The 25164-nt window shown below is 68.2% G+C and carries 18 protein-coding genes and 2 pseudogenes; 7 read left to right on the top strand and 13 right to left on the bottom strand.

Annotated elements, in window-relative coordinates:
• Positions 1-17 precede the first annotated feature (17 nt).
• From ABT115_RS17720 to ABT115_RS17685, 8 genes are all read right to left on the bottom strand, one after another.
• Complete coding sequence (locus tag ABT115_RS17720) at positions 18-1193, bottom strand: FAD-dependent monooxygenase (RefSeq protein ID WP_351790219.1); 1176 nt, start codon at positions 1191-1193, stop codon at positions 18-20.
• Entirely contained in the window at positions 1190-8431 is a 7242-nt protein-coding gene (locus tag ABT115_RS17715; protein WP_351790216.1) for a non-ribosomal peptide synthetase, read from the bottom strand. The genes ABT115_RS17720 and ABT115_RS17715 overlap by 4 nt, the downstream gene beginning before the upstream one ends.
• 54 nt (positions 8432-8485) lie before the next feature.
• On the bottom strand, positions 8486-9586 hold the full coding sequence (locus tag ABT115_RS17710; protein WP_351790213.1) for an SIS domain-containing protein: 1101 nt from the start codon (positions 9584-9586) through the stop codon (positions 8486-8488).
• 70 nt (positions 9587-9656) lie between these two features.
• Positions 9657-10403 (bottom strand): SDR family NAD(P)-dependent oxidoreductase, encoded by a 747-nt coding sequence (locus ABT115_RS17705; protein WP_351790210.1) that lies wholly within the window; start codon positions 10401-10403, stop codon positions 9657-9659.
• A 243-nt stretch (positions 10404-10646) separates the two neighbouring features.
• On the bottom strand, positions 10647-11699 hold the full coding sequence (locus ABT115_RS17700; protein WP_351790208.1) for a methyltransferase: 1053 nt from the start codon (positions 11697-11699) through the stop codon (positions 10647-10649).
• Between the two features lie 939 nt (positions 11700-12638).
• On the bottom strand, positions 12639-13364 hold the full coding sequence (locus ABT115_RS17695) for a dienelactone hydrolase family protein (protein WP_351790205.1): 726 nt from the start codon (positions 13362-13364) through the stop codon (positions 12639-12641).
• A gap of 378 nt (positions 13365-13742) precedes the next feature.
• Positions 13743-14411 (bottom strand): ATP-dependent Clp protease proteolytic subunit, encoded by a 669-nt coding sequence (locus tag ABT115_RS17690; RefSeq protein ID WP_502969112.1) that lies wholly within the window; start codon positions 14409-14411, stop codon positions 13743-13745.
• Positions 14412-14463: 52 nt separating this feature from the next.
• Positions 14464-15057: an ATP-dependent Clp protease proteolytic subunit gene (locus tag ABT115_RS17685; protein WP_351790355.1), complete on the bottom strand. Its 594-nt coding sequence runs from the start codon at positions 15055-15057 to the stop codon at positions 14464-14466.
• Between the two features lie 508 nt (positions 15058-15565).
• Here ABT115_RS17685 and ABT115_RS17680 point away from each other — a divergent pair.
• Complete coding sequence (locus ABT115_RS17680) at positions 15566-16834, top strand: cytochrome P450 family protein (RefSeq protein ID WP_351790203.1); 1269 nt, start codon at positions 15566-15568, stop codon at positions 16832-16834.
• Positions 16835-17500: 666 nt separating this feature from the next.
• Here the strand turns inward: ABT115_RS17680 and ABT115_RS30910 are convergent.
• Positions 17501-17593, bottom strand: a pseudogene (locus ABT115_RS30910) (HipA family kinase); the annotation flags it as partial.
• 162 nt (positions 17594-17755) lie between these two features.
• Here ABT115_RS30910 and ABT115_RS17675 point away from each other — a divergent pair.
• Positions 17756-18199, top strand: coding sequence for a hypothetical protein (locus ABT115_RS17675; RefSeq protein WP_351790200.1), 444 nt, complete (start codon positions 17756-17758; stop codon positions 18197-18199).
• A 473-nt stretch (positions 18200-18672) separates the two neighbouring features.
• Here ABT115_RS17675 and ABT115_RS17670 read toward each other — a convergent pair whose 3' ends face one another.
• Positions 18673-19545 (bottom strand): undecaprenyl-diphosphate phosphatase, encoded by an 873-nt coding sequence (locus tag ABT115_RS17670; protein ID WP_351790197.1) that lies wholly within the window; start codon positions 19543-19545, stop codon positions 18673-18675.
• A gap of 212 nt (positions 19546-19757) precedes the next feature.
• Positions 19758-20471 (bottom strand): TVP38/TMEM64 family protein, encoded by a 714-nt coding sequence (locus tag ABT115_RS17665; protein WP_351790195.1) that lies wholly within the window; start codon positions 20469-20471, stop codon positions 19758-19760.
• Positions 20472-20664: 193 nt separating this feature from the next.
• Between ABT115_RS17665 and ABT115_RS17660 the strand changes: the two genes are divergently transcribed.
• The 4 genes from ABT115_RS17660 to ABT115_RS17645 all read left to right on the top strand — a co-directional run bounded on the left by ABT115_RS17660 (position 20665) and on the right by ABT115_RS17645 (position 23278).
• The gene (locus ABT115_RS17660; RefSeq protein WP_351790192.1) at positions 20665-20820 is read left to right on the top strand and encodes a hypothetical protein; all 156 of its coding nucleotides are present in this window, start codon (positions 20665-20667) and stop codon (positions 20818-20820) included.
• A 92-nt stretch (positions 20821-20912) separates the two neighbouring features.
• The gene (tuf, locus tag ABT115_RS17655) at positions 20913-22082 is read left to right on the top strand and encodes an elongation factor Tu (protein WP_351790190.1); all 1170 of its coding nucleotides are present in this window, start codon (positions 20913-20915) and stop codon (positions 22080-22082) included.
• A 121-nt stretch (positions 22083-22203) separates the two neighbouring features.
• Positions 22204-22410 carry a hypothetical protein gene (locus ABT115_RS17650; RefSeq protein ID WP_351790187.1) on the top strand — a complete coding sequence of 69 codons (207 nt, stop codon included), beginning with the start codon at positions 22204-22206 and terminating at the stop codon, positions 22408-22410.
• 22 nt (positions 22411-22432) lie between these two features.
• Entirely contained in the window at positions 22433-23278 is an 846-nt protein-coding gene (locus ABT115_RS17645; RefSeq protein WP_351790185.1) for a spermidine synthase, read from the top strand.
• Positions 23279-23319: 41 nt separating this feature from the next.
• Here the strand turns inward: ABT115_RS17645 and ABT115_RS30905 are convergent.
• Together ABT115_RS30905 and ABT115_RS17640 are read right to left on the bottom strand one after the other, a co-directional pair.
• Positions 23320-23483 (bottom strand): annotated as a pseudogene (locus tag ABT115_RS30905) (MFS transporter); the annotation flags it as partial.
• Positions 23484-23545: 62 nt separating this feature from the next.
• A complete protein-coding gene (locus ABT115_RS17640; protein WP_351790182.1) occupies positions 23546-24571 on the bottom strand; it encodes a DUF8017 domain-containing protein in 1026 nt (341 codons plus the stop codon).
• Between the two features lie 152 nt (positions 24572-24723).
• Between ABT115_RS17640 and ABT115_RS17635 the strand changes: the two genes are divergently transcribed.
• On the top strand, positions 24724-25161 hold the full coding sequence (locus tag ABT115_RS17635) for a DUF4442 domain-containing protein (protein ID WP_351790352.1): 438 nt from the start codon (positions 24724-24726) through the stop codon (positions 25159-25161).
• The last annotated feature ends 3 nt before the right edge of the window (positions 25162-25164 follow it).

Here is a 25164-nt window from a genome sequence, read left to right as displayed (position 1 = left end):
GCGGTCCTGGGGTGTGGTCAGCCCCGCGGGGGCCAGGTGAGGACCTCTTCGTTCTGAGCGGTGAGCTTCGACAGCGGCACGAACCGGAAGTAGAGGTCGCGCGCCAGGGCGGGAAAGAAGCCCTCCAGTTGCTCGGTCTCGCTCAACGCACGGGCCGCGGCGACCAGTCCCTCCGTCCGCGGCCGGCGCTCGTCCTCGTAGCCGCGCAGCGCCGCGACCGGGTCCGCCGTCGCGCGCAGGTGCTGGGCGAGGACGACGGCGTCCTCGATGGCCAGCGCCGCCCCCTGGCCCAGACTCACGAGCATCGGGTGGGCGGCGTCGCCGAGCAGGGTCATGCGCCCGGTGCCCCACCGCTGGAGGAACGGGCGGTCCTGGGCGGTGATGCGGACGATCGATTCCTCGGGGGTGGTACGGATCGCCTCCCGCACCTCGTCGGCCCAGCCCGCGAAGAGGCCCTCGAGCCCTGCCTTGCCGCGCCGCAGGTGTCCGGAGGCACCCGGGGGCACGTTCTTCGTCGCCCACCAGTAGGCGCGGCCGCGGCCGATGTCGGCGAGGCCGAAACGCTGTCCACGCCCCCAGTAGTGCGCTGCGTAGCCCTTGCTCATCCGCGGGTGCGTGAAAGGCACCGTGGCCAGCCAGCACGCGTAGTTGCCGGGCCGCGGTTCGTCGGCGTCCGCCACCTGCCGGCGGATCGCCGAGTTGAAGCCGTCCGCCCCGATCAGGAAGTCGCCCGAGGCGGTCCTGCCGTCCTCGAAGGTGACCTCGACCCCGTCCTCACCGTTGACGAACCCGGCCGCCGTGGCACCGAACTCGATGACGCCCTCGTCCCCGAGCGCGTCCAGCAGCGTCTGCTGGAGGTCGGCCCGGTGCACGGCGTAGTTCGAGGCCCCCAGCCGGTCCGAGACCTCACTGAACGGAAGAGCCCTGATCGGACGGCCGCGCCGGGTGAGGAACTTGAGCTCGTCGAAGACCTCGCCGCGCTTGTCGAGCCCCGGGGCGATGTCGATGTCGAGGGTGCGCAGCGCCAGGACAGCGTTGCACATCAACGACACCGCCGTGGTGCTCGGTCGCAGCTCGGGGGCCCGCTCGAACACCTGCACCTCGACGCCTGCGCGGCGCAGTGTCGCGGCCGCTGCGAGGCCGCCGATGCCCGCTCCGATGACCAGAGCCTTGCGCGGGGGGTTCTGCGTCATTTCCTACTCCTCTTCGACGGCCGCCTCCGGGCCGGTTGGACGGTCGTCATCACCTGAGCCACCTTCTCGGCGACGACGTTCACGTGCGGTTCCTCCAGGAGCACCAGGTGGTCACCGGGGACGTCGACCACCTGGAGCCCTCCCGTGGTCAAGTCGCCCCAGCCGTTGGTGGGGTCCGTGTGCAGGCTCTGCGCGGCCCCGTGCATCGGCTGGAGGATCTCCGGCAGTTCCGAGGTCGCGCGGAGCAGGACCACGTTCCCGTCGACCGGTTCGGGCCGGTAGGTGAGGATCGCCTGCCAGTGCGCCCTGAACATCTCGAACAGGCGGCGCACGGTGGTGCGTGAGCTGCCCGCCGGCAGGACACCCGCCTGTGTGGCGTGTCCGACGATGAAGTCGAACTTCGCCTCCTCCTCCAGGCCGTCCGGCAGCGAGACCACCGGTGCGGTGCCGCCGCGCTCCATCCACAGCAGCTCCCAGAAGAACCACTCCAGCAGCGAGTGGTCGGCGATGTCGGGCCGCTCCCCCTGCTTGACGGCGATCGGGTCGATCAGCACGGTACCGTGCAGGGCGTCCGGGTTGCTGTGCCGCAGCTGTCGTGCCATCTCGAAGGCGATGAAGCCGCCGAAGGACCATCCTCCGATCACGTAGGGCCCTTCGGGGCGCACGCGCCGCACGGCTTCCAGGTAGCCCGCCGCCATCTCGGGGATCGAGCTGAGGGGCTCGGTGCCCGGCACGGTGCCCGAGGCCTGGAGCGCGTAGACGGGCTGGTCCTGCGGCAGGTGACGGGCGAGGCGTACGTAGCACAGCACATGGCCGCCCAGCGGGTGGACCAGGAACAGCGGCGGCTTGTCGCCCTCGGTGCGGATCGGTACGACGGGGTCGAACCGGGCCGCGGAGCCGCTGCCCTTCAGGTGCTGTGCCAGACCGGCGACGGTCGGGGCGGCGACGAAAGCGGAGAGCGGGACGTTGACGCCATAGCGCTTCTCGATCGTCATCACCAGCCGCATCGCGGTCAGTGAGGTGCCTCCGATGTCGAAGAAGTTGTCCCGCACGCCCACCGTGGGCAGTTCCAGCAGTTCCGCCAGGATGCCCACCAGTGCCCTTTCGTGCTCGTCGGCGGGCGGGGTGGCGTCCGACGACGGCACGGCCAGCGGCATGCGGCGCAGCAGCGCGTCGTCCCGCTTGCCGCTGGGTGTCAGGGGCAGGCTCGGCAGCCACTCCAGGTGCGCGGGCATCATGTAGTCCGGCAGCACCGCGCGCAGCCGGCCGCGCACCTCGTCCAGGTCCACGGCGTCGGGGTCGCCGACGAGGAACGCCGCGAGGAACGCGTCTCCGCTCTCCCGGCGCCGGGACACCACCGCCACCTCGCGGATGCCGGACGCGGCCTGCTCCTCGGCGAGCTTGGCGAGCGCGAGTTCCGCCTCGGCCAGCTCGACCCGGAAGCCGCGCACCTTCACCTGGGAGTCGACGCGGCCGAGCCAGACGAGGTTGCCGTCGGGCATGACCCTGGCGAGGTCACCCGTGCGGTACAGACGGGCGCCCGGCTCACCGGACGGGTCCGGTACGAACCGCTGCTCGGTCAGGTCGGGGCGGTTGCGGTAGCCGTGGGCCAGGCACACCCCTCCGACGTAGATCTCGCCCTTCGCGCCTGGCGGCACCGGCCGCATCAGGCCGTCGAGCAGGTGCAGCTCGATGCCGTCCACGGGTACGCCGACGGGCGGCAGGTCGGGGAAGAGGGCCGGGTCACCGGTCATCGTGTGATGGGTGAGCAGGTGGGTCTCGGTGGGTCCGTACTGGTTCTCCAGGACCGTGTCCGGCCGCGCCGCACAGAACTGGCGGATCTCGTCGGTGATCCTCAGCTGCTCTCCGGAGGAGATGATCACCCTCAGGGCGGCGGGGCGGATGCCCAGCGCCTGGGACGTCTCGGCGAGCTGCTGGAGTGCGACGTAGGGCATGAAGACCCGCTCCACCTCCTCGCGGTCCAGGAGCCGCAGCAGGGCCGGCATGTCCTTGCGCTCGTCCTCGGCGAGCAGCTGCAGGGTGCCGCCGCCGCACAGCGTGGAGTAGATCTCCTGGAACGCCACGTCGAAGCTGAGCGGTGCGAACTGGAGGGTCTTGCCTCCGGCCGCTCCGCTGGCCGAGGGGATCTGCCACTCCTGGTAGTTGGCGAGCACGCGGTGCGGGAGTTCGACTCCCTTCGGCTCGCCGCTGGATCCGGAGGTGAAGAGCAGGTAGGCGACGGTCTCGCCCGTGATCTCCGGCAGTTCCGGCGCGCCCCCGGGCGCCGGCTCCGCGGCGAGCAGGTCGGCGACGTACAACAGCCGCGAGGAATCCTCGAAGAGGTGCGCGTGCGCCTCGTGCGTGAGGATCCGTACGGGATCGGCCTGCGCGACCATCGCTGCGAGCCTGGCCGGCGGATAGCTCACGTCGAGCGGGACACAGGTGGCGCCCGCCTTACCGACGCCCAGGACGGTGGCCAGTGTCTCGGGAGAGCGGTCCATGGCGATGCCGACGGTCGATCCGGGCCGTGCTCCGGCGCCGATCAGGCCTTGGGCGATGCGATTCGCCGCCTCGTATAGCCGGGCGTACGTCCACTGCCGTGTTCCGCAGGAGACCGCGATCGCGTCCGGGGTGGCCGCGACGTGCTCGTCGATGCGCTGTACGACGTTCTTAGGAGGCTCCCCGGGGGTGCGGGCCCCAGCGCCGGTCCGCAGTACCGCCTCGGTCGGCGGAACGCGCAGGAAGGCGAAATCGGCCGGCTCCTCGGGGTGGTCGGTCATCTGCCGGAGGATGGCCAGGTACGTCCGGCCGATGCTCTCCACCTGCGACGCGGAGAAGGTGCGCCCGTCACAGTCCATGCGCAGCCAGAGGCGTTCGTCCACCGGGTCGGTGATCGCGTTGACCAGGATCTTGAAGTTCGTCTCCTCCCACGTCCTGAAGTCGGTCAGCTCCATGTCGGTGCCCTCGAAGAGCGAGCTGAGGACGTGCGGGTTCACGTAGTTGAAGGCCGTCTCGAAGATGACGTCGCCACCGCGGTCCTCCTGGATGGCGCTGAGCGGATAGTGACGGTGGGGGTGGCTGTCCTGCTCCTGCTGGTAGACCTCACGTGCCGAGTCGATCCAGCTGCGCGGCCGGGTGTCGAGGCGCAGCGGCAGCGTCTCGAGGAAGAGCCCGGTGATCCTCTCGGCGTCGGCCTCCTCCGGCCGCCCGCCGGTGACGAGACCGGTGGTGATGTCCTGTGTGTCGGAGAACAGCCGCAGGGTCAGGCAGTGGGCGGCGAGCAGCAGGGACTTGACGGGCAGGCCGTGGGTGCGCGCCAGGTGGCGCAGCTCTGTGCCGAGGCCGTCCGGCAGTTCCACCTGGTGGTGGATAACGCCCTCGCCGCCGGCGGGCTCGTGGGGCCTCAGTCCGTCGATCTGGGCCAGTTCGACGCCGGTGAGCAGCCGTTGCCAGTACCGCCTGGTCTCGTCGGAGGCGAGGGCCCGCCGTTCCTCGCGTACGTAGAGGGCGGGGGACGGCAGGGGTCCGGACAGGACGGCTTCGACCGGACGGCCGGCGTGGTGGAGGTAGTCCTGCAGCAGTTCGCGCACGAGGGTGGCGACGCTCCAGCCGTCCAGTATCGCGTGGTGGAAGCTGAACACCAGCTCCAGGGTGTCGTCGTTCAGGACGTGCGCGCGGAAGAGGTAGAGCGGCGGCCTGTCCAGCCGGTACGCGTGGTACCTCCGCTCCTCGATGTGCCGGGCGATCTCGGCCTGTGCCTCCTGGTCACCGAAGCTGCGCAGATCCGCGATCTCCAGCCCGCCGACGGCCTCCCGGTGCACGAGTTGCAGGGGCTCGGAGAATCCGCCGAGGTCGAACGCGGAGCGCATCACGGGGTGGCGTCGCACCAGGTCGTCGAAGGCGCTGCGTAGCGCCTTCTCGTTCCAGGCCGTCCTGAGGGAGTAGCGGAAGACGTCGTGGTAGACGGCCGTCCTCTCGTGCTCCCGGCTGTGGTAGAGCAGGCCGAGGTGCAGCCGGGTCGCCGGGTAGGCGTCCGCCAGGTCCGCCATGCGGGCGCGGTCGACGCCGGACACCAGCGCGAACGGCTCCAGCGGTGCGTCCCGCACGTCCGGTGACGACGTGGTCGCGCGGGCTGTGAGCGCCGCCACGGTGGGGTTGTGGACCATGTCGGCGAGTGTGAAGTGGACGCCTGCGCGGCGTGCCTCGGCCTGGATGCGGAGCATCATGATCGAGTCGCCGCCCAGGGAGTAGTAGTCCTGGTCGACGCCGATCTCCTCGGTGCCCAGCACCGCCGCCCAGGCCGCCGCGATCTTCGCCTCGATTTCGTTGGCGGGTGCCGCGGCTCCGGCATCCGCCTCGACGGTGGGGGTGGGCAGCCTGCCGCGGTCGGCCTTCCCGTTCGCCGTGAGGGGTATCGAGTCGATCCTCACGAAGAACGCGGGAACCATGAACTCCGGCAGGGTCTCCAGCAGTCGGGGCCGGAGATCAGTGAGCTGCACTCCCTCGTCCGCCACGTAGTAGCCCACCAGGTGGGTGCCTCGGGAGGGTGTGGTCCGGTCCACCACGATCGCGTCCCGGACCCCGGCCAGGGCCGTCAGGTGGTTGCGGACCTCTCCGAGCTCCACCCGGTTTCCGCGAATCTTGACCTGGTCGTCGAGCCTGCCCAGGTACTCGAGGGTGCCGTCCGCGAGCCATCGCGCGCGGTCCCCGGTGCGGTACATCCGCTCGCCCGGAGTGAACGGGTCGTCGACGAACGCCGCGGCGTCCAGATCGGGCCGACCCAGGTAGCCGCGTGCCACGCCGACGCCCGAGATACACAACTCACCGGGCACGCCCGTGGGCTGGAGGTCGCCGTGAGCACCGACCACGTAGAGCCGGATGTTGTCGATGGGCCGTCCGATCGGTACGCGTCGCGGTTCGTCGGCCGGGTCCGCCGGACAGTCGTAGTACGTGACGTCGACGGTCCCCTCGGTCGGACCATAGAGATTGACGAGCTGTGGCGCCGCGGTTCCGGCCGCCGCGAAGACCTGGTTAAACCGGTGCACGTGTGCGGGTGTCAGCGCCTCACCGCTGCAGAAGACCAGCCGCAGGGAGGTGATCCCGTCGAGCAGCGCCGGGGCCTCTTCGAGCAGATCGAGGAAGGGACCAAGCATCGAGGGCACGAAGTGGGCCACGCTCACCCGGTGCTCCCGCATCGTCGTGAGGATGGCGTGGGGATCGCGTTCGCCCCGGGGCGGGAGGAGTGCGAGTCCGGCACCGGTGATCGACCACCAGAACAGCTCCCACACCGAGACGTCGAAGGTCGCCGGTGTCTTCTGCAGCAGGACGTCGCCGGAGCCGACCGGATAGCCGCGCTGCATCCACTCCAGCCGGTTCACCACGGACCGATGCTCGACCTGCACACCCTTGGGCTGCCCCGTGGACCCCGAGGTGTAGATGACGTACGCGAGATTCTGCGGGCCGCCGGCGGGCACGAGCGGCTCGGGCGCGGCACTCGGGGCCGCTTCCAGGCGGCGTACGGGTACGGTGTCGCCCACCACGGTCTCGGACACGGTGGTGCCCAGCAGTATGGACTTGGCCCCGCTGTCGGTCAGCAGGAACCTGACCCGTTCCGCGGGATGGCTCGGGTCGACCGGTACGTACGCGGCGCCCGCCTTGAGTGCCCCCAGCACCGCGACGACGAGTTGCGGGCCGCGCTTGACCATCACGGCCACCCGGTCGCCGGTGGCCACGCCGTCGCCCCGCAGCTGGTGTGCGACGTGGTTCGCCCAGGCGTCCAGCTGGGCGAAGGTGAGCGAATCGGCAGGATCCTCCGCCATGACGGCCACCGCGTGCGGCGTCCTGGCCGCCTGCTGCTCGAAGAGAGCGTGGACCGTGGAGTCCCGCGTGTAGTCGGTCACCGGACCGCTGCCCACTGCGACCAGGGCGGCGCGCTCCGCGGCGCCGACCATGGATATCTCCGCCAGGGGACGGTCCGGCCGGTCGAGCGCGCCCTTGAGGATCGCCTCCAGGTGGGCGGCCACCGACTCGATGGGAAGGTCCGCGTCGAAGACGTCGACGGCGTAGTCCATGTCGACGAGGACGTCACTGACATCGTCTAGCTCGTTCACGACGACCGCCAGCACGTCGTCGTCATGGGCCCGGGCCTGCACGACGGTCTCGTACGTCACGCCCTGTACGACGGCCGGGCTCGGCCAGCGCAGGTAGGCGATGGTCGTGTCGAACAGCCGCTTGCGGCCGCCGTCCTGGAGCGGAACCGCGCGCAACAGATCGCCCAGGGAGAACCGCTCGTGGGGCTTGAGCGCCCGGGTGGCGGACTGCACCTCCGCGACCAGTTCGCTCATCGAGAGGTCCTGGCGCGGGTTCACCCGCAGGGGCAGCGTGTTGGCGAAGTGCCCGACGGTCCGCTTCTGCCCGTCAGTGGGCCGGTTCAGCAGCGGTACGCCCAGAACGACCTCGTCGCTGCCGTGGATGCGGGAGAGATAGACGGAGAAGGCGCTCGCGACGAACGCGAAGACCGAATGGCCGCGTTCACGTATGCGCTCGATGAGAGAGCGCTCGATCTGGAAGCTGTGGCGGGCGCTCCCGCGGGACCCGGCCGGTGCGGTGCGGCGGAAGAAGGCCGGTGCGACGCCCTTCAACCGCTCCTGGAAGAACGCGCGGTCCTCCTCGTGGCCGACTGAGTCCCGGTAGTGGCGCTCGTCCTCGGCGAAGTCCAGGTAGGACGGCACGGGCCGGTCGTCGAACCTCCCGGTCCGCCGCACCTGGTCGTACTCGGCGCGTACCTGGGACATGAACAGATTCAGCCCCCAGGCGTCCGCGACGATGTGATGCACCTTGACGTAGGCGTGGACGGTGTCCTCGCCCTCTTTGAGCACGGCGATCGCGAACAGCCGACGACGTTCCACCTCGAACGCGACGTCGAACGCGTCCTTGATCCACGCCCCACAGGCCTCATGCGGCGCGTCGGTTCCGGACAGGTCGATCGTCGGAATGTCGAACGCCTCGTGCTCGACCCACTGGCTCGGAGTCCCGTCCTCGGGGTCGATCCGGAGCTGGAACGCGTCATTGCGGTCCACCGCTCGGCGTAAGCACTCCTTGAGCAGATCGACGTCGACCTCGCCGGTGAATCGGTCCACGATGAAACAGTTGAACTGCGGGAGGTCGGGGAAGAGAGAATTCGCCGCCCAGATGTCCTGCTGATAGGCCGTGAGAGTGCTACGCCCCCGGAAAACCACGATCGCTCCATTGTCCTCGACTGTTGCTTTCGATCCCTGGGCTGTGCGTATACGTCAGCCGGCGTTCTCCGCCTCAATCGTGGTGCCGTGGTACCAGGGGTTCCCCGCCGCCTCCGAGATGAGGTTCCGGGATGCCGTCTCCCGCGCCTTTCCGAGGTCCAGGGTCAGGTACTGGACGAATTCCAGAGCGGTGAAGTACTGGCGCATGAACGTCGGCTGGTCCAGCTCGACCTCGGTCACCGTGACGTTCGCGTTCTGAGGGATCGGCGCGGTCAGCAACGACACCAGGTTCTCGCGCTTGGCGCGGGTGTAGTCGTCCTCCTCCGGGTCGGAGAAGATGAGGATGCTGTGACGACGCACGGGATCCGACAGCGTGGCCACCTCGCTGTGGCAGAACTCGTGGAAGTAGTTCCGCGTCGCGGGCACCATGGCGATCTCGTTGAAATGCATCTTGGCGAGCTTCAACAGGCTCTCGTGCCACTTGGGCGAGCCGAGCATGATGATGTTGGAGTCCTCGCTCCGGACAGCGGCGTCGGCCGCCAACTCCCGCAGAGCAGGCGTGAAGTCGGTCTCCAGGTCCTGGGCCAGGGCGCGGACCTCCGGACCGTGGTCCTTGTCCAGGAGCCCGAGCTTCAGAAACATGTCGACAAGGATCGAGAAGTACTGGCCGACGTGGAACAGCGGGTACTCACGGTCCGGCTTGCTCAGGGTCCAGCGCGCGATGGACACACCGTGCTCCTCCCCCAACTCGCCGAGTCGGCCACCCGAGGTGAGCAGCAGAACCCGGTCGTGCATCGGGCTCAGCGCGTGAAAGGCCCGGACGGGCTCGTTGGAGTGGCCGCTGTACGAACTCAGGATGAAGAGCGTCCGGTCGTCCTCGATCACCGAGCGCGGTATCAGGTACTCGAAGTCGTAGTCGTTGAAGACATGTACCTCGAGGTCGCTCTTGATCGAGTTGAAGAAGACCTTGATCACGTCCGACACGATGGCCGAGCAGCCCATGCCACTGAAGACGATGCGGGTGAAATGACCGCCCCACATCTTCTTCGCGAGCTCCTCCGATATCCCGGAGATGTCGTACTCGTCCGACTTCGTGAAACCGGAGCGGTACTCCTGCTCCAGGAACTCCTGATAGCGTTCAAGGCGCGGTCGCATGAGCTTCTCCTTCTCTGTGGTTTATTGCGTCAGCGATTGATTCACGAACTTCGGGCGGCGGCCGAGGCCTTTACCACATGAACTGGCCACCGTCGACAATGAGCTTCTGGCCCGTCACATAGGTGGCTCCCGCGCCCACGAGGAATTCCAGGGCGTCTGCCATCTCTTCCGTGGAGCCGATCCTCCGCTGCGGGATCTCATCCAGGAGCGCGTTCATGTACTCCGGCTCGGCGACGCGGTATCGAGTCCGCATCTCCTCGGTGTCGATCATTCCCGGAATGAGGCAGTTCACCCGGATGGTGGGGGCCAGCTCCATGGCCAGGCACTTCGTCAGATGGAGCAGCCCCGCCTTGCTCGAACAGTAGTTGGCACCGTTCAGCCGGGGGCGGATCGCTGTGGTCGCACCGATGTTGACAATGGAACCACCGCCGACCTCCAACATGTGCGGCGCAAATGCCCGGGTCATGTAGAAGGGTCCCGAAAGATTGGTGTCCAGCACCTGGCGCCAGTCGGTGTCGGATATCTCGAGCACCGGCCGGTCTATGTTCAGTCCGGCGTTGTTGACCAGCACGTGGGGCGTTCCGTGGCCGGTACGCACCTGGTCGGCCAGCCGCGCCACGTCATCGGGATCCGACACATCGGACCGGATGACCGAGAGATCCTTCTTCATCTCCTGCGCAGCCTGGTTCGCCGATTCCTCGTCACTGCGGAAAGTTGCGACAACCCGATATCCCATCCGAGTGAGCCTGCGACTGAATTCGAGCCCGATCCCCTTGGTTCCACCGGTGACTACAGCCAGTTTGTCAGGCGATTTCATTCAAGCTCCGCATAGTGGGTTGTTCGTTCTTTCCCTTGCCGTGGCGACATCGCTGCGGCCGGGGAGGCGCACCCCGGCGCCGCACGACCGCCGGCCGCCAGAACGCTGCCGCGGCTCGCGCCGGTGGGGTTGTGGCAGGGCGCACGGATGGCGCCGGACAGAGGCCTGCGACGAATCGGCCGCACGGCCTGGCGGCACGCCCCCACCGAACACGGCGACACATGCCCTGAGCTGTGGGACGACTCAGCCGACGTCGGGCTTACGGGCGCGCAGGATGACATCGAACCGCCCGGGGTACTGCCGGTCCATCGGCTCGAACCCCGCCTCGGTGTACCACTGCTCGAAGTCCCGCGGCGTGTAGATGCGGCCCTCGGGCGACGCGATCGTGTGCACGTACGCCGACATGAAAGCGGCGTGCTCGGGACCGGTCTCGTCGTCGTCCTGGGCACACGCGACGATCACCAGGTGTCCTCCCGGCTTCAGCGCCCGGTAGGTCTTCGCGAAAAGGTCGCGGACCTGCTCCGGCGACCAGATCTCAAGGAATCGAGAGAATACGACGCAGTCGTGGGAAGTGGGGAACTCCTCCTGCCAGATGTCGGCTCCGACAGCGTGCACGCGGTCGGCGAGACCCGCCTCGGCGATCTGCTCTTCCGCCATCTTCGCCACGTTGGGAAGTTCGAGGATGCTCGCCTGGAGGTTCGGCCACCGCCGCGCGAAGGCGATGGCGTTCGTTCCGGTGCCGCCGCCGACGTCCAGTACGTGCTGGTAAGAGGAGAAGTCCACGGAATTGACGAAGTCTTCGACCACCGAGCGGCTCTGATGCTCCATCATGGCGGTGAAGACCTTTTCGAGGTTCTTGTCCTCGCCGAGCAGCTCGTAGAGCGTGGTCGCCGACGAGCCGGCGAGCAGCTCACGGTCCAGCCCCAGGTTGCTGTTCTCCACCAGCGACTCGTAGAGCCAGGCCATCGGGCGGTACAGCATCTCGTGGGTGTAGCGGATGATGACCGGCATGAATTCGTCCGGATCGCCCGCGAGGATGTCGGTCGCGGCGGTGTTGTGGTATCCGCCGTCCTCCTTGCGCACGAGCTCGAAGGTGCTGCACCCCAGGAGCAGCACGTGACCCGCACGTTGCTCCAATTCCAGTGCCTGGGTTATCTCTTCGCGCGTGATGCCTGGCCGCTCCTTGAGCAGAGCGAACAACTTCAGCCGCAGCGCGGCGTGCAGGAAGGGGAACCGAAAGCTGGTGTAAACCAGCTTCCACAGTTCGTCCAGGGCGGTCGCTGACGGTTGGGTCATGATGATCTCCTTCACGGTGCTACGAGCCTCGGGCGGGCAGCCCTCGGCTGTGTCGTGTCGTGGCGAAATCAAGCAACGTCCGGTGGTACCGATGGGCAGCATTGAGACAGACAGTGGAAGCGAGATCCCCGCGGCGTGCCGCACCCCGCCCCGGGGGCGTGGCACCAAGTAGGCAGGGCTAGATCGTCACCTTCACCTGCATCGTCGAAAAGTTCCTCCCCGTTGACGCGTCCTGTCCGAATGGCGAATCCGTTCAGGCCGCGATGCACTACGAGGCAACACCAAACCCGAGAGCCACACAAGACCGTTCACGTCCCTGACCCGCCCGTTGCTGGCGTGAATCGATCGTTTCAGCTTCTACATGCCTTCATTTTTGGCCGAAGGAGCCCCAATCCTGGCCTCAGCCTCAGCGATCAAGGGACTGAAAATCGCCCCTTGGAGAGAGCGACAGGGAGCTGGCCCATCTTTCCCAAGCCGGACAGATCGCCGGAATCGCGGGGCCCCATTCGTCGATTACCTTCGAGGAGCCGCTCGGAATACGCGCGCGAGACGCACGAAGGTTGAAGAAGACTAAAAAGTATATGGCCGAAGAGGGGATGTCCTGTATTTCTTGATGCCGCCCGCCGCCGCATCCAGGCGCGGGAGCCGACAACAGGTGTGCCGACGAGCCGGCGGAAGAGGTCCTCTCCGCTGGGCGCCCCGACTGGCGTCCGGAGGCCGGCGAGTGGCCTCCGCGGCCGCTGACCACCCCGGGGGAGCAGGCCCCGGCAGAGTACGGCACATGGGCGTGGTGCGCCTGGTCGCGGCAGCTCGTCCACGTCCTACCGTCGGCCGCGCACCGCGAGCTCCGTCAGGGCCCGACAGCGTCGCCCTCGTCGACCCGGCCGCGGAACAGGACGCCGGCTGGTTCGCAGCCCCCGACCGGCACTCCTGGAAGGATCACTTCATTACGGGCAGACACTCGTCGAGCAGACCGACGACATCACTCCAGGCACGTCGCGCGTGCACAGGGTGGTGGCCCACTCCGGGGCGCACGCGCTGGTTCACCGGGGGGTGGTGGAAGGCGTGCAAGGCACCGCCGTAGACCACGAGACGCCAGTCGACTCCCGCGGCCAGTATTTCGGCGGCGAAAGCGTCCCGCTGCGCGGGCGGCATGATCGGATCCTCCGATCCGACCCCTGCCCACACAGGACAGCGGATGCGCGCTGCCTCACCCGGTCGGCCCGTGGTCAGGCCGTTGACGGTCCCGATCGCACGCAGGTCGACACCGTCGCGCCCGAGCTCCAGCCCGATGGCGCCCCCGGTGCCGTAGCCGATGACGGCGATCCGGTCGGGATCGGCCCGCGGTTCGGCACGCAACACGTCGAGCGCCGCGTGACCGATCTCCCGCATCCGGTCGGGATCTGCGAGCAGGGGCATGACTCGGGCCATCATCTCCTCGGGGTCGGTGAACCACCGTCCGCCGTGGATGTCGAAGGCGAACGCCACGTACCCCATTTCGGCGAGGGCGTCGGCCCTGCTGCGCTGGAAGTCGTTCAGTCCGGTCCCCTCGGGCCCGATCAGGACTGCGGGCCGCCGGTCCGTGCCGGCCGGGAGCGCCAGGTGCCCGACCATCGTCAGACTGTCGGCCGGGTAGGCGACCGAGCGTGTGGTAACCGTGGTCATGGGATCGCACTGTAGCGACCTCCGGGCCAGGACGATCGGAACGACAGAGCCGACCGGACCACCCGTTACCTCGCTGACGTGCGACGATGGCCGACGGGTCGCCGATCTTGGTTCCGGCAGATCACCAGCATGGCCTAAGGGCGGCTGTCGGCCTCGGCAACGGTCGACATCACGACGTGCCGCGTCCTCCGCCGACAGCCTCGACGACTGCGGGACATCGGAGAGGCGCGTCCAGCACGATGGCCGTCGTCGGCAAGATCGTGACGATCACCGACGACGGCCATCCAGGGACGGGCCCGGCATGCGCCGCTTCACTCGTACACAGAGGAAGCGAGGAGGAGGGGAAAGAACTCGCTCAGGCCGCCGCGACCTGCTGCGTCAACGCACACCCGCGATGGAGCGAGGAGTGACCACCTGGTCGACAAGTCCGAACTCCAGCGCCTGATCGGCGGTGAGGACTTGGGCCCGGTCGACGTCCTTGTTGATCTGTGCGACGTCACGGCCGGTGTGCTTGGCGAGGAGTTGTTCGATCAGCTCCCGCTGGCGCTGGACCTCACGGCCCTGGATCTCCAGGTCGGACACCTGGCCCTGGGTGCCGTCGCTGTGCGGCTGCTGGAGGAGGATCCGAGCGCTCGGCAGAGCCAGACGCTTCCCCGGGGTACCCGCCGCCAGGATCACGGCCGCCACCGAACTGGCCTGCCCGAGACATACCGTCTGGATATCGGGCCGCACGAATTGCATGGTGTCGTAGACGGCAGTGAGTGGAGTGAGGTCACCGCCGGGCGAATTGATGTAGAGGGAGATGTCCCGTTCGGGGTCCTGCGACTCGAGGCACAGGAGCTGGGCCATGATGTCGTTCGCCACGACGTCGTCGACCGCGGTGCCGAGGAAGATGACGCGCTCCTCGAAGAGTTTCGCGTAGGGATCGTATTCCCTGGTGCCCTGCGACGTACGTTCCACGAAACGCGGTACGACGTAACGGCTTTCCGGACGTAAGTGACCGGACCCGAACGGCGGCGAGGCTGATGTGGGCGGAGAAATGCTCACTGGGTGTGGTCCTCCCGAGGTGGATGGATGTGCTGGTCCGTAGGGCGGAGGACTAGCCGACAGCGCCGAGGCCCGGGTGATCCACCGTCATGACCTCGTCAATCAGGCCGTATTCCTTGGCCTCCTGGGCGGTGAACCAGCGGTCCCGGTCGGAGTCACGGGTGATCGTCTCGGCGTCCTGGCCGGAGTGCTGCGCGATGAGCTCAGCCATTTCCCGCTTGGTGCGGACCAGCTGGTCCACGTAGATCTTGATGTCCGAGGCCGAGCCGGCGAAACCGGCCGAGGGCTGGTGCATGAGGATCTTGGTGTGCGGCAGTGCGAACCGCTTTCCCTTCGCGCCGGCGGTGAGAAGGAACTGGCCCATGGAAGCACAGAATCCCATCGCGATGGTCACGACGTCGTTCTTGATGTACTGCATGGTGTCGTAGACCGCCATGCCGGCGGTGACCGAGCCGCCCGGTGAGTGGATGTACAAGTAGATGTCACGGATCGGATCCGTGGCGAGCATCAGCATCTGCGCGGTGATGCGGTTGGCGATGTCGTCGTCGACTTCCTTGCCGAGGAAGATGATGCGGTCCTCGAGAAGACGGTTGTACACCGCATCCACGCTGACCCCATCACCGGCACCGCCGCGGGCATAGGGCATCATCTGGCCTGCTTCGAGAGGAAACTGCCGAGAGCTCATGCGATTCCACTCCTCTGTCGTTGCGTGTCCGCTAAAGGGCCTGGGCTGAGTCCACTCGGCTGCTGTCCGCCCAATGGGAGACGGAAGCAGCAACCCGCTCGCCCCCTCGCGCTTATCGAAGCTAACACGCACTCCGCCGCCATCCAGGGGGAGTTGAGAGGCGTTCGCTCAGAGCGGAGGGTGTGACTGATTTCAACTGGCCTGAAATCAGCCAGAGTTCATCACCTCGGGCTCCCCGACGGCGATGGAACCGAGATGGTGGCCACTGAAAAGGGTGCATGGGGAAACAATCGACGCTTGAATCCGGCCAGGCGCAAAACGGTTGCTTGTCCCCCTGCGGACAGCGCGGACGACCGGCCAGGAGAGTGGCCGGTTGTGCGGGTGTTGGGCCGGGATTAGAGTGACCGGCCGTGCTCGGAGTGGTCGGCGGGGGCCGGTTAACCCGGGCCTGAGGGAAAGGAATTCCGTCGTGACCAAGACCGAGAAATCCGCCGCCGATCCCGCGATATCCGACAGAACCGGCTGTCCCGTCAGCCCCGAAGGCATCGAGGTACTCGCCTCGCTCAGCCCCGACTTCGTCGCCGACCCGTACACCGCCTTCCGTCGGCTGCGCGAGCGCGGTCCGGTGCACCAGGTCCTGGGGCCCGACCGGGGGGTGGTGTGGCTCGTGGTCGGGTACGAGGCCGCGCGCGAGGCCTTCGTCTCCCCGCAACTCAGCCGGGACTGGCATCGCGAGTACCGGCAGCCCGGCTGGACCCCGCCGTACGCCCTGAACATGCTCGGCAATGCCAACATGCTGATGAGCGACCCGCCTCACCACACCCGGCTGCGGAAGCTGGTGGCGCAGGAGTTCACGGCCCGGCGGGTCGAGGGGATGCGGAAGCGCGTCCAGGAGATCACCGACGAGCTGCTGGACGGGATGACGGCGGACGGAGCGCGCAGCGCCGACCTCATCGAGGCGTTCGCCTCCCCGCTCCCCATGATCGTCATCTCCGAACTGCTCGGCGTCCCCGGCCTGGACCGCGCCGCCTTCCACGCCTGGTCCAACGAGACCCTCGCGCCCACCAGCCCCGAGGCGGAGAAGGAGGCGTACGAGCAGATCATGCCGTACCTCGCCGGGCTCATCGCCGACAAGCGCGAGAACCCCGGGGAGGACCTCCTCAGCGCCCTCGTCCACACGGTCGACGAGGGCGGCGACCGGCTCACCGAGGACGAGCTGGTCTCGCTGGCCTTCCTGCTGCTTGTCGCCGGGCACGAGACGACGGTCAACCTGCTCGGCAACGCGGTGCGCGCGCTCTTCGCGCACCCCGAGCAGCTGGCGGCCGTACGGGCCGATCCGGCGGGGCTGGCGGCGGGTCTGGTGGAGGAGACGCTGCGCTACGACGGGCCGGTCGCGACCACCACGCCGCGCATTGCCCTTGAGGAGACCGAGATCGGCGGCGTACGGGTGCCGCGCGGTGCCATCGTGCTGATCGCCATGGCCGCCGCGGACCACGACCCGGAGCACTTCCCCGACCCGGAACACTTCGACGTGCGGCGCAGCGACGCCCGGAGCAATGTCTCCTTCGGACACGGCATCCACTTCTGCCTGGGCGCCCCGCTCGCCCGCCTCGAGGGCGAGGTGGCGCTGCGCACACTGCTGGAGCGCTGCCCGGACCTGGCGGAAAACGGAGAGCCGGGCGAGTGGCTCCCGGGGATGCTGATCCGCGGGAGGCGGGAACTGCCTGTGCGCTGGTGACACGCCGACCGGGGCCGGCCTGACGGCAACTTGGCTGATCTGGGGTGCGTCGGACGAATTCGAGGTCGACGAAGCGCTTGCGGTGGCCCGCCGTCGACCCAGGTCGATGGCGGGCTGCTCCAGGAGGGGCGCGCCCGCCAGCGGCGACCACCACCGCCGGCGCGCCCCCACCCTGGTCACGCCCCGACGACTCACCTGACGACCAGTCAATACTGTTGTCAGGCGAGCGTCGCCGTTCCCGTCAGAAGAAGCCCGACGTCACGCGTCCTTCTTCACCGGCTCCAGAATCGCCACGCACTCCACATGGTGCGTCATCGGAAAGACGTCGGCTTCCGGCGGCGGGTTCGAACTTGAGCCTGCTCATGCAGAGTCAGACTCACGCCTTGCGCTCATCCACTCAGAGCCATGCTTCTCCCCTGCCTCGCAGGCAGTTACTCAACGTGTCCTTGGCAGCACCTCCGGTGGCATGACCTCCTGTGCCACCCAGGCCCGCCGCAACGTCACTTCCTGGGGAGAATCTGGGGAGTATCGACGGGCCTGGGGAGCGCGTGGGGAGAATCGGCCGCGTAACGCAGCACGATCCCGAAAGACGCTGAAAGACTTATCCGCGCAGGTCAGGGGCGGGCACAGCCGCATCAATGCAGGTCAGCGCCACCAGGTAGGCAACTTCATGACATACGTGCCGAGATCGTCGGCCTCGACGATCCCGGGGAGCGAGCCGCCCTTGCGTAGGGGCGTGACGTAGCGGGTCGCTGTCACCTCTGTAAGTACTTTCCCAGGTCACTCATCTCTACAGCCTTGCAATCCACGGCCGACTGAGGAGGAGGAGCGTCGGCGTCGATCGCCCGTCAACGGCCCTGGGGAGAATCTGGGGAGTTTCGAACGGCCTCCGGTTCTCCCCGCTTCCCGAGCAGTCCGTCGATGGCGGTGCGCCCCTTGCTTCCGGCCTCCGGCATGAAGAGCACGCTGGGCCTCCGCCTGCGCGACGCCGTACGGGCCACGGGGCGTTCGGCGGAGTGGTTCCCCAACAAGAACCTCGCCCCGGTCCGCGACACCCTCGACGCGATCGCCCACGAGCGGGGACACGCGGACCGGTTCGCGATGATCGGCCGGGACGAGGCGCAGTTCCTCGCCTCGGTGCTCAAGTGGCGGGACATGCTCGACGTCGCGGACGTCCTCGACAGGCCCGGTCACGTCGTGATCCTCGACCGCTACTACTACACGCACCTGGCCCTGGCGGCGGTGTCGGGCACCGCGAACCTGCCGCGCCTGCGCCGCCTGTACGCGATGCTGCCCGAGCGCGACCTCGTCCTCCTGCTGGACCTGCCTCCCGCGACAGTGCTGGAACGGGTGGTCGAACGGTAGTTGCCGCTACCACCGGCTGTGGCAAAGCTTGATGCGATCACCGTGCCCTGCACGGGATGACCTGGGGGAAGTCTACCGGGGACAGCAGAAGGCCCACCTCCAGCACGTGTTCACAGCCATAGCCGCGAACATCGAGCACCTCAGCCGACGGCCGCCGACCGGAGAAGCACCTTCGTCCCGGCCGCCGACCGCCTTCCAGAACTTCCTGGACCAGCACGGGATCCCCCGGCCGAGGTCTTGGCGGTCCGCCAGAGACTGAGCAGACGGCACCAAGATCCCCGACAGAGTCAGCGTTGCCAAGCCGTGCGGGCCCTTCCGTGTCATCCCTTGCTTTGCGGACACACACGCCCTAAGAGGGCGTATCCCGCCTCCCCGGTGGGAGATGAGTGGGAGACAAGTGGGAGATGATCATGGCGTGGTGATGCAGTCAGGCGCTAGGAAATGCTAGATAGCGCTACATGTGTGGCCCGGGTTCAGCCGCCGGATTCGCCCGCGTGCGGGCTCAGCACACCGGCTCCGACCAGCACGAACAGCAGGATGCCGAGGATGATCCGGTAGACCACGAACGGCATGAAGCTCTTGGTGGTGATGAACCTCATGAACCAGGCGATAACGGCATAGCCCACGCCGAAGGCGATGAACGTTGCGAAGATCGTCGGACCCCACGACACATGTCCCTCACCCGCGTCCTTCAGTTCGAAGACACCCGAGGCAAGCACCGCCGGGATCGCGAGCAGGAAGGAGTATCGGGCCGCCGCCTCGCGCGTGTATCCCATCAGCAGACCGCCGCTGATGGTGGCGCCGGAGCGGGAGACACCCGGGATCAGGGCCATCGCCTGGCAGAAGCCGAAGATCAGGCCGTCCTTGACGCCGAGTTCCTTGAGCGTCTTGCGCTCCTTGGCGGCCCTGTGCCTGCCGCCTGCCTCGTCGCGGGCGGCGAGACGGTCGGCGATGCCGAGGATGATGCCCATGACGATCAGGGTGGTTGCGATCAGCCGCAGATCGCGGAAGGGTCCCTCGATCTGGTCCTTGAACGTCACGCCGAGCACGCCGATGGGGATGGAGCCGACGATGACCAGCCAGCCCATCTGGGCGTCGTGGTCGCTGCGCATCGAGCGGTTGGTCAGCGAGCGGAACCAGGCCGAGACGATCCGGACGATGTCCTTGCGGAAGTAGATGAGGACTGCCGCCTCCGTGCCGATCTGGGTGATGGCGGTGAACGCCGCACCCGGGTCCTGCCAGCCGGCGAACGCTGCGGTGAGCCGCAGATGTGCGCTGGAGGAGATCGGCAGGAACTCGGTCAGTCCCTGAACGAGGCCCAGGACGAACGATTCGAACCAGCTCATGGGGCTTTGGCCATCCCGGATGTGATCGTGCATCGACCGACGGCAGCGAGGGCTGTCGGCAACGTGCGCATTTGCGGTCAGATAAGGGCAGGGCCGTGCCGGGCCCGGAGATCTTCGGTCGGTCGCGGGCAGGGTACCGCCCTCAGATGAACAGCATTACGCGTATCCCGCGCCCGCCCGCCGCCCCGGTGTCTGCTCCCACGTGTACCGGATCACTCGGCGGTGAGGCGGTGGCGCCTGCGCCAGGCAACGACGGCCGCGCCGAGCCCCGTCAGCACGATGAAGCCCATCGCGGCCAGGAACGCGGGCGACGTCGGTGAAGAGGCCTCGCTGCCCGCGACGACATACGCGGCGGTGTTCGGGACCGAGCCGAGCCCGGTGGCCACCAGGAACGGCGGATACCCCATGCGCGAGACGGCCGCGCAGTAGTTGGCCGCCGCGAACGGCACACCGGGGAACAGCCGCAGCGCCAGCATCGAGCGGAAGCCGTGCCGGCTCAGCTGACTGTCCGCCGCCTTGAGCCAGCGCCCGCGCAGCAGCGTACGGAGTGCGTCCTGCCCGAGCATCCTGCCCAGCCCGAACGAGATGCCTGCGCCTAGCACCGTACCCGCCAGCGCAGCGGCCAGCCCCGCTTGCGAACCGAACAGCGCACCGGCGGCGAGATTGAGCAGTGGCCGCGGCACGAAGGCCACAGTGCACACGCCGTACGCGACACCGAACAGCACGACCGCGGCGGCGCCACCGCTCAGCCGGGTGGGCCAGCCGGTGGCGAGCAACCGTTGGGGTTCGAGTAACAGCGTCGCCGACGAAGCGGCCAGCAGCACCGCCACGAGCAACGAGAACCGGGACCAGGGCGAGAGCAACGCCCTCGTGCAGCGCATGGCGAGGCCGCCGGCCGTACGGGCGGCGGGGGCGGGGTCGAGCATGCGGGGAGACTAACCGACGCCCGTGCGCGATGGCCGTCATGCGCACGGCACGAGCCAGGCGGCCGAAAACGCTCCCGCGCGCTCCCGACGTCCGGCAGAGCCAGCATCTCGGACGGCGGGGCAGAACCCGAATCCCCGTGTCGGCCTGCTGTGTCCGCAGGAAAACCATTCGACGTGGCCACACCCGTCGGCCATGATCGGACCCATGTTCCGGTACGCCTTCCTCGCAGTGCGGTCCGCAGTCGCGGACGTGCCGAAGGCTGCCGTGAACCCCGTCACCGCAGCGGCACTTGTCGCTGCGGCAGCGGTCACCGCTGCCGCAGCGCCCATCGGCGGCGCCCGAAGCTGACCCTCCCCCGACAGTCCGGCGGACCCCGTAAGGGGAGGGTCGGCGGCACCCTGGGGTCTTCTCTCTCAGCTTCGAATTCCAAGGAATGAGCCATGCCCAAGACGGCATATGTGCGCACCAAGCCGCACCTCAACATCGGCACGATGGGCCACGTCGACCACGGCAAGACCACCCTGACGACCGCCATCACCAAGGTCCTCAGCGACCGCGGAACCGGCACGTACGTCCCGTTCGACCGGATCGACCGGGCGCCGGAGGAGACGCAGCGCGGCATCACCATCAACATCGCGCACGTCGAGTACGAGACCGACACCCGTCACTACGCGCATGTCGACATGCCAGGACACGCCGACTACATCAAGAACATGGTCACCGGCGCGGCCCAGCTCGACGGGGCGATCCTCGTCGTCTCCGCGCTCGACGGGATCATGCCGCAGACCGCCGAGCACGTCCTGCTCGCCCGCCAGGTGGGTGTCGACCACATCGTCGTCGCCCTCAACAAGGCGGACGCGGGCGACCCCGAGCTGACCGACCTGGTCGAGCTGGAGGTCCGCGAGCTGCTCTCCGCGCACGGCTACGGCGGTGACTCCGTCCCCGTCGTACGGGTGTCGGGCCTGAAGGCCCTCGAGGGCGACCCGCGGTGGACCGCGGCCGTCGAGGCGCTGCTGGATGCAGTCGACACGTATGTGCCGATGCCGGTCCGCTACACCGACGCGCCGTTCCTGCTGTCGGTGGAGAACGTCCTGACCATCACCGGCCGGGGCACCGTCGTCACCGGAGCCGTCGAGCGCGGCACTGTGCGCGTCGGTGACCGGGTGTCGGTGCTGGGCCCCGACATCGAGACGGTCGTCACCGGTCTGGAGACCTTCGGGAAGCCGATGGAGTCCGCGGAGGCCGGCGACAATGTGGCCCTGCTGCTGCGCGGGGTGGAGCGCGACCGGGTCCGCCGGGGCCATGTGGTCGCGGCGCCCGGCAGCGTGACGCCGAGCCGCCGTTTCACCGCGCAGGTGTATGTCCTGTCGGCGCGGGAGGGCGGCCGGACCACCCCGGTGGTCACCGGCTACCGGCCGCAGTTCTACATCCGCACCGCGGACGTCGTGGGCGACATCGACCTCGGGACGGTGGCGGTGGCGCGCCCCGGAGACACGGTCGACCTGACCGTTGAACTGGGCCGTGACGTCCCGCTGGAGACCGGACTCGGCTTCGCGATCCGTGAGGGCGGCCGCACCGTCGGCGCGGGCACCGTCACCGGACTGCTCTGAGAGCTTGTCGGGTGACCTTCGATCAGAGGTCGCCCGACAGGCGCTGAGCCGTGCCGCACCAGGGGCCCGCTTCCCGTACCCCATGGGAGGCGGGCCCGGTGCCATGAGCAGGACTGACGGTATGACAGGCACAGCACTCGTGCTCACGCAAGTAGCCGAACTCGCTGCGAAGGGAGCCCGCGTGGAGGTCATCACCCCGGACGCGGCGCCGATGAAGTCGTTCGGCCGCAACTCCCTCGACCCCAGCCGCCGGGCCGCGGCGGCCCGTGCCGGGCTCCCTCAGTCGGCGGCGCACACCGAAGCCGTCGCCGCGGTCGTGAGCAGCTGATCCGGCACCCCACAATGGGGGAGTGAACGAGTCAATACCTGTCATCCGGGACGTGGACCAGGGCACCGCCAGACTCCTCCCCGACGTGGACCGGGACAGGGCCTGGCTCCTCACCGTTGACGGCGCTCCCCAGTCGTACGTCGACCTCGACGCGCCGGACCATCTCGAATTCGAGTACGCGCGACGGCTGGCCCACGTCGTGGACTGCGCCGCGGCACCAGGCGCACCGCTGGACATACTCCATCTCGGTGGCGGTGCGCTCACCCTGCCCCGCTATGTCGCCGCGACCAGGCCGGGCTCCCGCCAGGACGTCGCCGAGGTCGACCTCGGGCTCGTCGCTATGGTCGCCGAGCATTTGCCGGTCCCCGACAGCAGCGGGATCACCGTGCACGGCGCGGACGCACGCAGCCGGCTGGAACGGACCCCGCCCGGCTCCGTCGACGTCCTGATCGCGGATGTCTTCGGCGGCTCACGGGTGCCCGCCCACCTCACCACCGTCGAATACGCACAGGCTGCCCGCCGGGCGCTGGGCGACAGCGGAATCTACGCCGCCAACCTCGCGGACGGCGCACCTTTCGGCTTCCTCCGCTCCCAACTGGCCACCTTCGCGGCCGTCTTCGAGGAGCTCGCACTGATCGCCGAACCGGCGGTGCTGCGCGGGCGGCGCTTCGGCAACCTCGTCCTCGTCGCGTCCCGAAGCACCATCGACACGGCGACGCTGACCCGCCGCTGCGCCGCCGACGCCTTCCCCGCCAGGGTCGAGCACGGGCCCGCGCTGGACCGGCTCGTCAAAGCCGCCCGGCCCGTCAGGGACGGCGAGGCGGTCGCTTCACCCGAGCCGCCCGACGGAGCCTTCAGCATCGGCTGAGGTTGGCCCCTGCGCCTTGGCCGTCACCACCTCGGTGGTGCCAGACCGACGTCGCCGCCGTCACCGCCCGACTCCAGAACCGCGAACGCCGCCGCGATCAGCGCGCCATGGGTGCCAAGGCCCGTGATGATCGCTGCGGCGGTCAGCAGACGGCAATTGCGGCCGGGGCGGTCATGCGGCGTGTGGGGGCAGAAGCGTCAGTCACCAAGGGACTGTCGCCGCCGCGACCCACCCTGCCAAGTCCTTTCCCGACAGCGGTGAAGACGGTCAGGAGGACGGAGCGGTGTCCACCAGTCGCACGGTGCTGAGGATCCTCTGGATCGTCGCGTCCGGGAGTTCGTCCTTGACGGAATCGGCTCCGTACAGGACCCAGGACGCGAAGTCGCCCTTCTTGTTCTTGAAGGTGAAGGCGATCGCCTTGCCGTCGCTGTCACACTTCTTCCGCTTTGTGACATTGGGAGCGGTGGCCGTGACGACCTGGCCGGTCAGACCCGACTTGGTGGTGTACTGCTTGGGTTCGCTGATCTTGATGGTGCTCTGCGGCATGTGCTGCGCATAGGCGGCCCACGCCCACGTGCCGGCCTCGCTCCTGGCGTTCTTGCCGGCATCGGTGGCGCCCTGGGCGCCCCTGGTGCCGGCAGAGGCCAGGCTCTTCTCCTTGGTGCCGTCCTTGTCGGAATCGTCCACGCACCACTTGCTCTGGTAGTGAGACGGTGCGGAGAAAAGGATGAGGGGTGAGCCGTCACCCTTCTTCTCGTCCTCGATGTACGAGTACGAGCCGGGAGGGCCGACTGCCCAGTCGCCGGGCACGTCGAACTGCGTGCCCCATCTGGGGTTGGTGACGACCTTCCAGCCCGGGATCAGGGGCTTGGCGTCCCCGTCGGTGCCGCGCGGGTTCGCCTCGGGCGAGGACGTGGAATCGGACGGCTCGGCGGGCGCCGACGAGTTCTTGTCGTCGGCGACGTCCTTGCCGTTGCTGCCGTCCTTGTTCAGTACGACGACACCGGTGACCGCGGCAGCCACGACGACGGCGGTGGCCGCGACGATCGCGACGGCGGCGGTCTTCTTCTTCCCGCCGTCGGGCTGAGGGCTGCCGGGCGGACCGGGGACCGCCTGCGGCATGGTCGGCTGCTGGTACGGGTTCGGCTGCGGGTAGCCGGGCTGCTGGCCCTGCTGCTGATATCCCGGCTGCTGATAGGGATTCGGCTGCTGGTACCCCGGTTGCTGATACGGGTTCTGATTCTGGTCCTGCGGGTTTTGCTCGCCCCCAGGCGGCTGCTGTCCTGGCCACATGGCGAGTAACGATAGAGGGGTGGCGGCCGGATTCTTACGCCCGCCCCCGTGGGCGGAGGGCGAAGGATGCGCTCGTGGACGGGGTACGGCGGCTCCGGGGATGGCCAAATAGTACTACTCGCGAGTAACATCCGGTCATGAGCGCTGAACAGATGACCGTCGGCGAGATGCTCGCCGCGACGGTCCCGATGGCCCGCACCCTCAATCTCGAGTTTCTGGAAACGACCACCGAGCGTGCGGTGGTCCGTCTGCCGGACCATGCCGACTACCACAACCACATCGGCGGACCCCACGCCGGTGCGATGTTCACGCTCGCGGAATCAGCGAGCGGTGCGATCGTCATAGCGGCCTTCGGTGACCAGTTGTCGCGTGCCGTGCCGCTCGCGGTGAAGGCGGAGATCGGATACAAGAAGCTGGCCATGGGTGTCGTCACCGCGACGGCGACCCTCGGCCGCCCGGTGGCCGATGTCGTCGCCGAACTCGACGAGGGCAAGCGGCCCGAGTTCCCCGTGGTCATCGAGATCCAGCGCGCAGACGGTGCGGTGACCGGTGAGATGACGGTCGTCTGGACACTGCGTCCTAACGCCTGATCC

Source organism: Streptomyces sp. NPDC001832 (genome assembly GCF_040297265.1).
In the GTDB taxonomy this organism is placed as follows: domain Bacteria; phylum Actinomycetota; class Actinomycetes; order Streptomycetales; family Streptomycetaceae; genus Streptomyces.
Note: the sequence above shows the minus strand (reverse complement) of the source record. Positions and strands in the feature narration are given on the sequence as shown.

Bases quoted from the DNA above. Each gene is read 5' to 3' on its own strand.
- ABT115_RS17720 (WP_351790219.1), bottom strand. From the start codon at position 1,193: ATGACGCAGAACCCCCCGCGCAAGGCTCTGGTCATCGGAGCGGGCATC.
- ABT115_RS17710 (WP_351790213.1), bottom strand. From the start codon at position 9,586: ATGCGACCGCGCCTTGAACGCTATCAGGAGTTCCTGGAGCAGGAGTAC.
- ABT115_RS17705 (WP_351790210.1), bottom strand. From the start codon at position 10,403: ATGAAATCGCCTGACAAACTGGCTGTAGTCACCGGTGGAACCAAGGGG.
- ABT115_RS17700 (WP_351790208.1), bottom strand. From the start codon at position 11,699: ATGACCCAACCGTCAGCGACCGCCCTGGACGAACTGTGGAAGCTGGTT.
- ABT115_RS17695 (WP_351790205.1), bottom strand. From the start codon at position 13,364: ATGACCACGGTTACCACACGCTCGGTCGCCTACCCGGCCGACAGTCTG.
- ABT115_RS17685 (WP_351790355.1), bottom strand. From the start codon at position 15,057: ATGCCCTATGCCCGCGGCGGTGCCGGTGATGGGGTCAGCGTGGATGCG.
- ABT115_RS17675 (WP_351790200.1), top strand. From the start codon at position 17,756: ATGGCGGTGCGCCCCTTGCTTCCGGCCTCCGGCATGAAGAGCACGCTG.
- ABT115_RS17670 (WP_351790197.1), bottom strand. From the start codon at position 19,545: ATGAGCTGGTTCGAATCGTTCGTCCTGGGCCTCGTTCAGGGACTGACC.
- ABT115_RS17665 (WP_351790195.1), bottom strand. From the start codon at position 20,471: ATGCTCGACCCCGCCCCCGCCGCCCGTACGGCCGGCGGCCTCGCCATG.
- ABT115_RS17660 (WP_351790192.1), top strand. From the start codon at position 20,665: ATGATCGGACCCATGTTCCGGTACGCCTTCCTCGCAGTGCGGTCCGCA.
- tuf (WP_351790190.1), top strand. From the start codon at position 20,913: ATGCCCAAGACGGCATATGTGCGCACCAAGCCGCACCTCAACATCGGC.
- ABT115_RS17650 (WP_351790187.1), top strand. From the start codon at position 22,204: ATGACAGGCACAGCACTCGTGCTCACGCAAGTAGCCGAACTCGCTGCG.
- ABT115_RS17640 (WP_351790182.1), bottom strand. From the start codon at position 24,571: ATGTGGCCAGGACAGCAGCCGCCTGGGGGCGAGCAAAACCCGCAGGAC.
- ABT115_RS17635 (WP_351790352.1), top strand. From the start codon at position 24,724: ATGACCGTCGGCGAGATGCTCGCCGCGACGGTCCCGATGGCCCGCACC.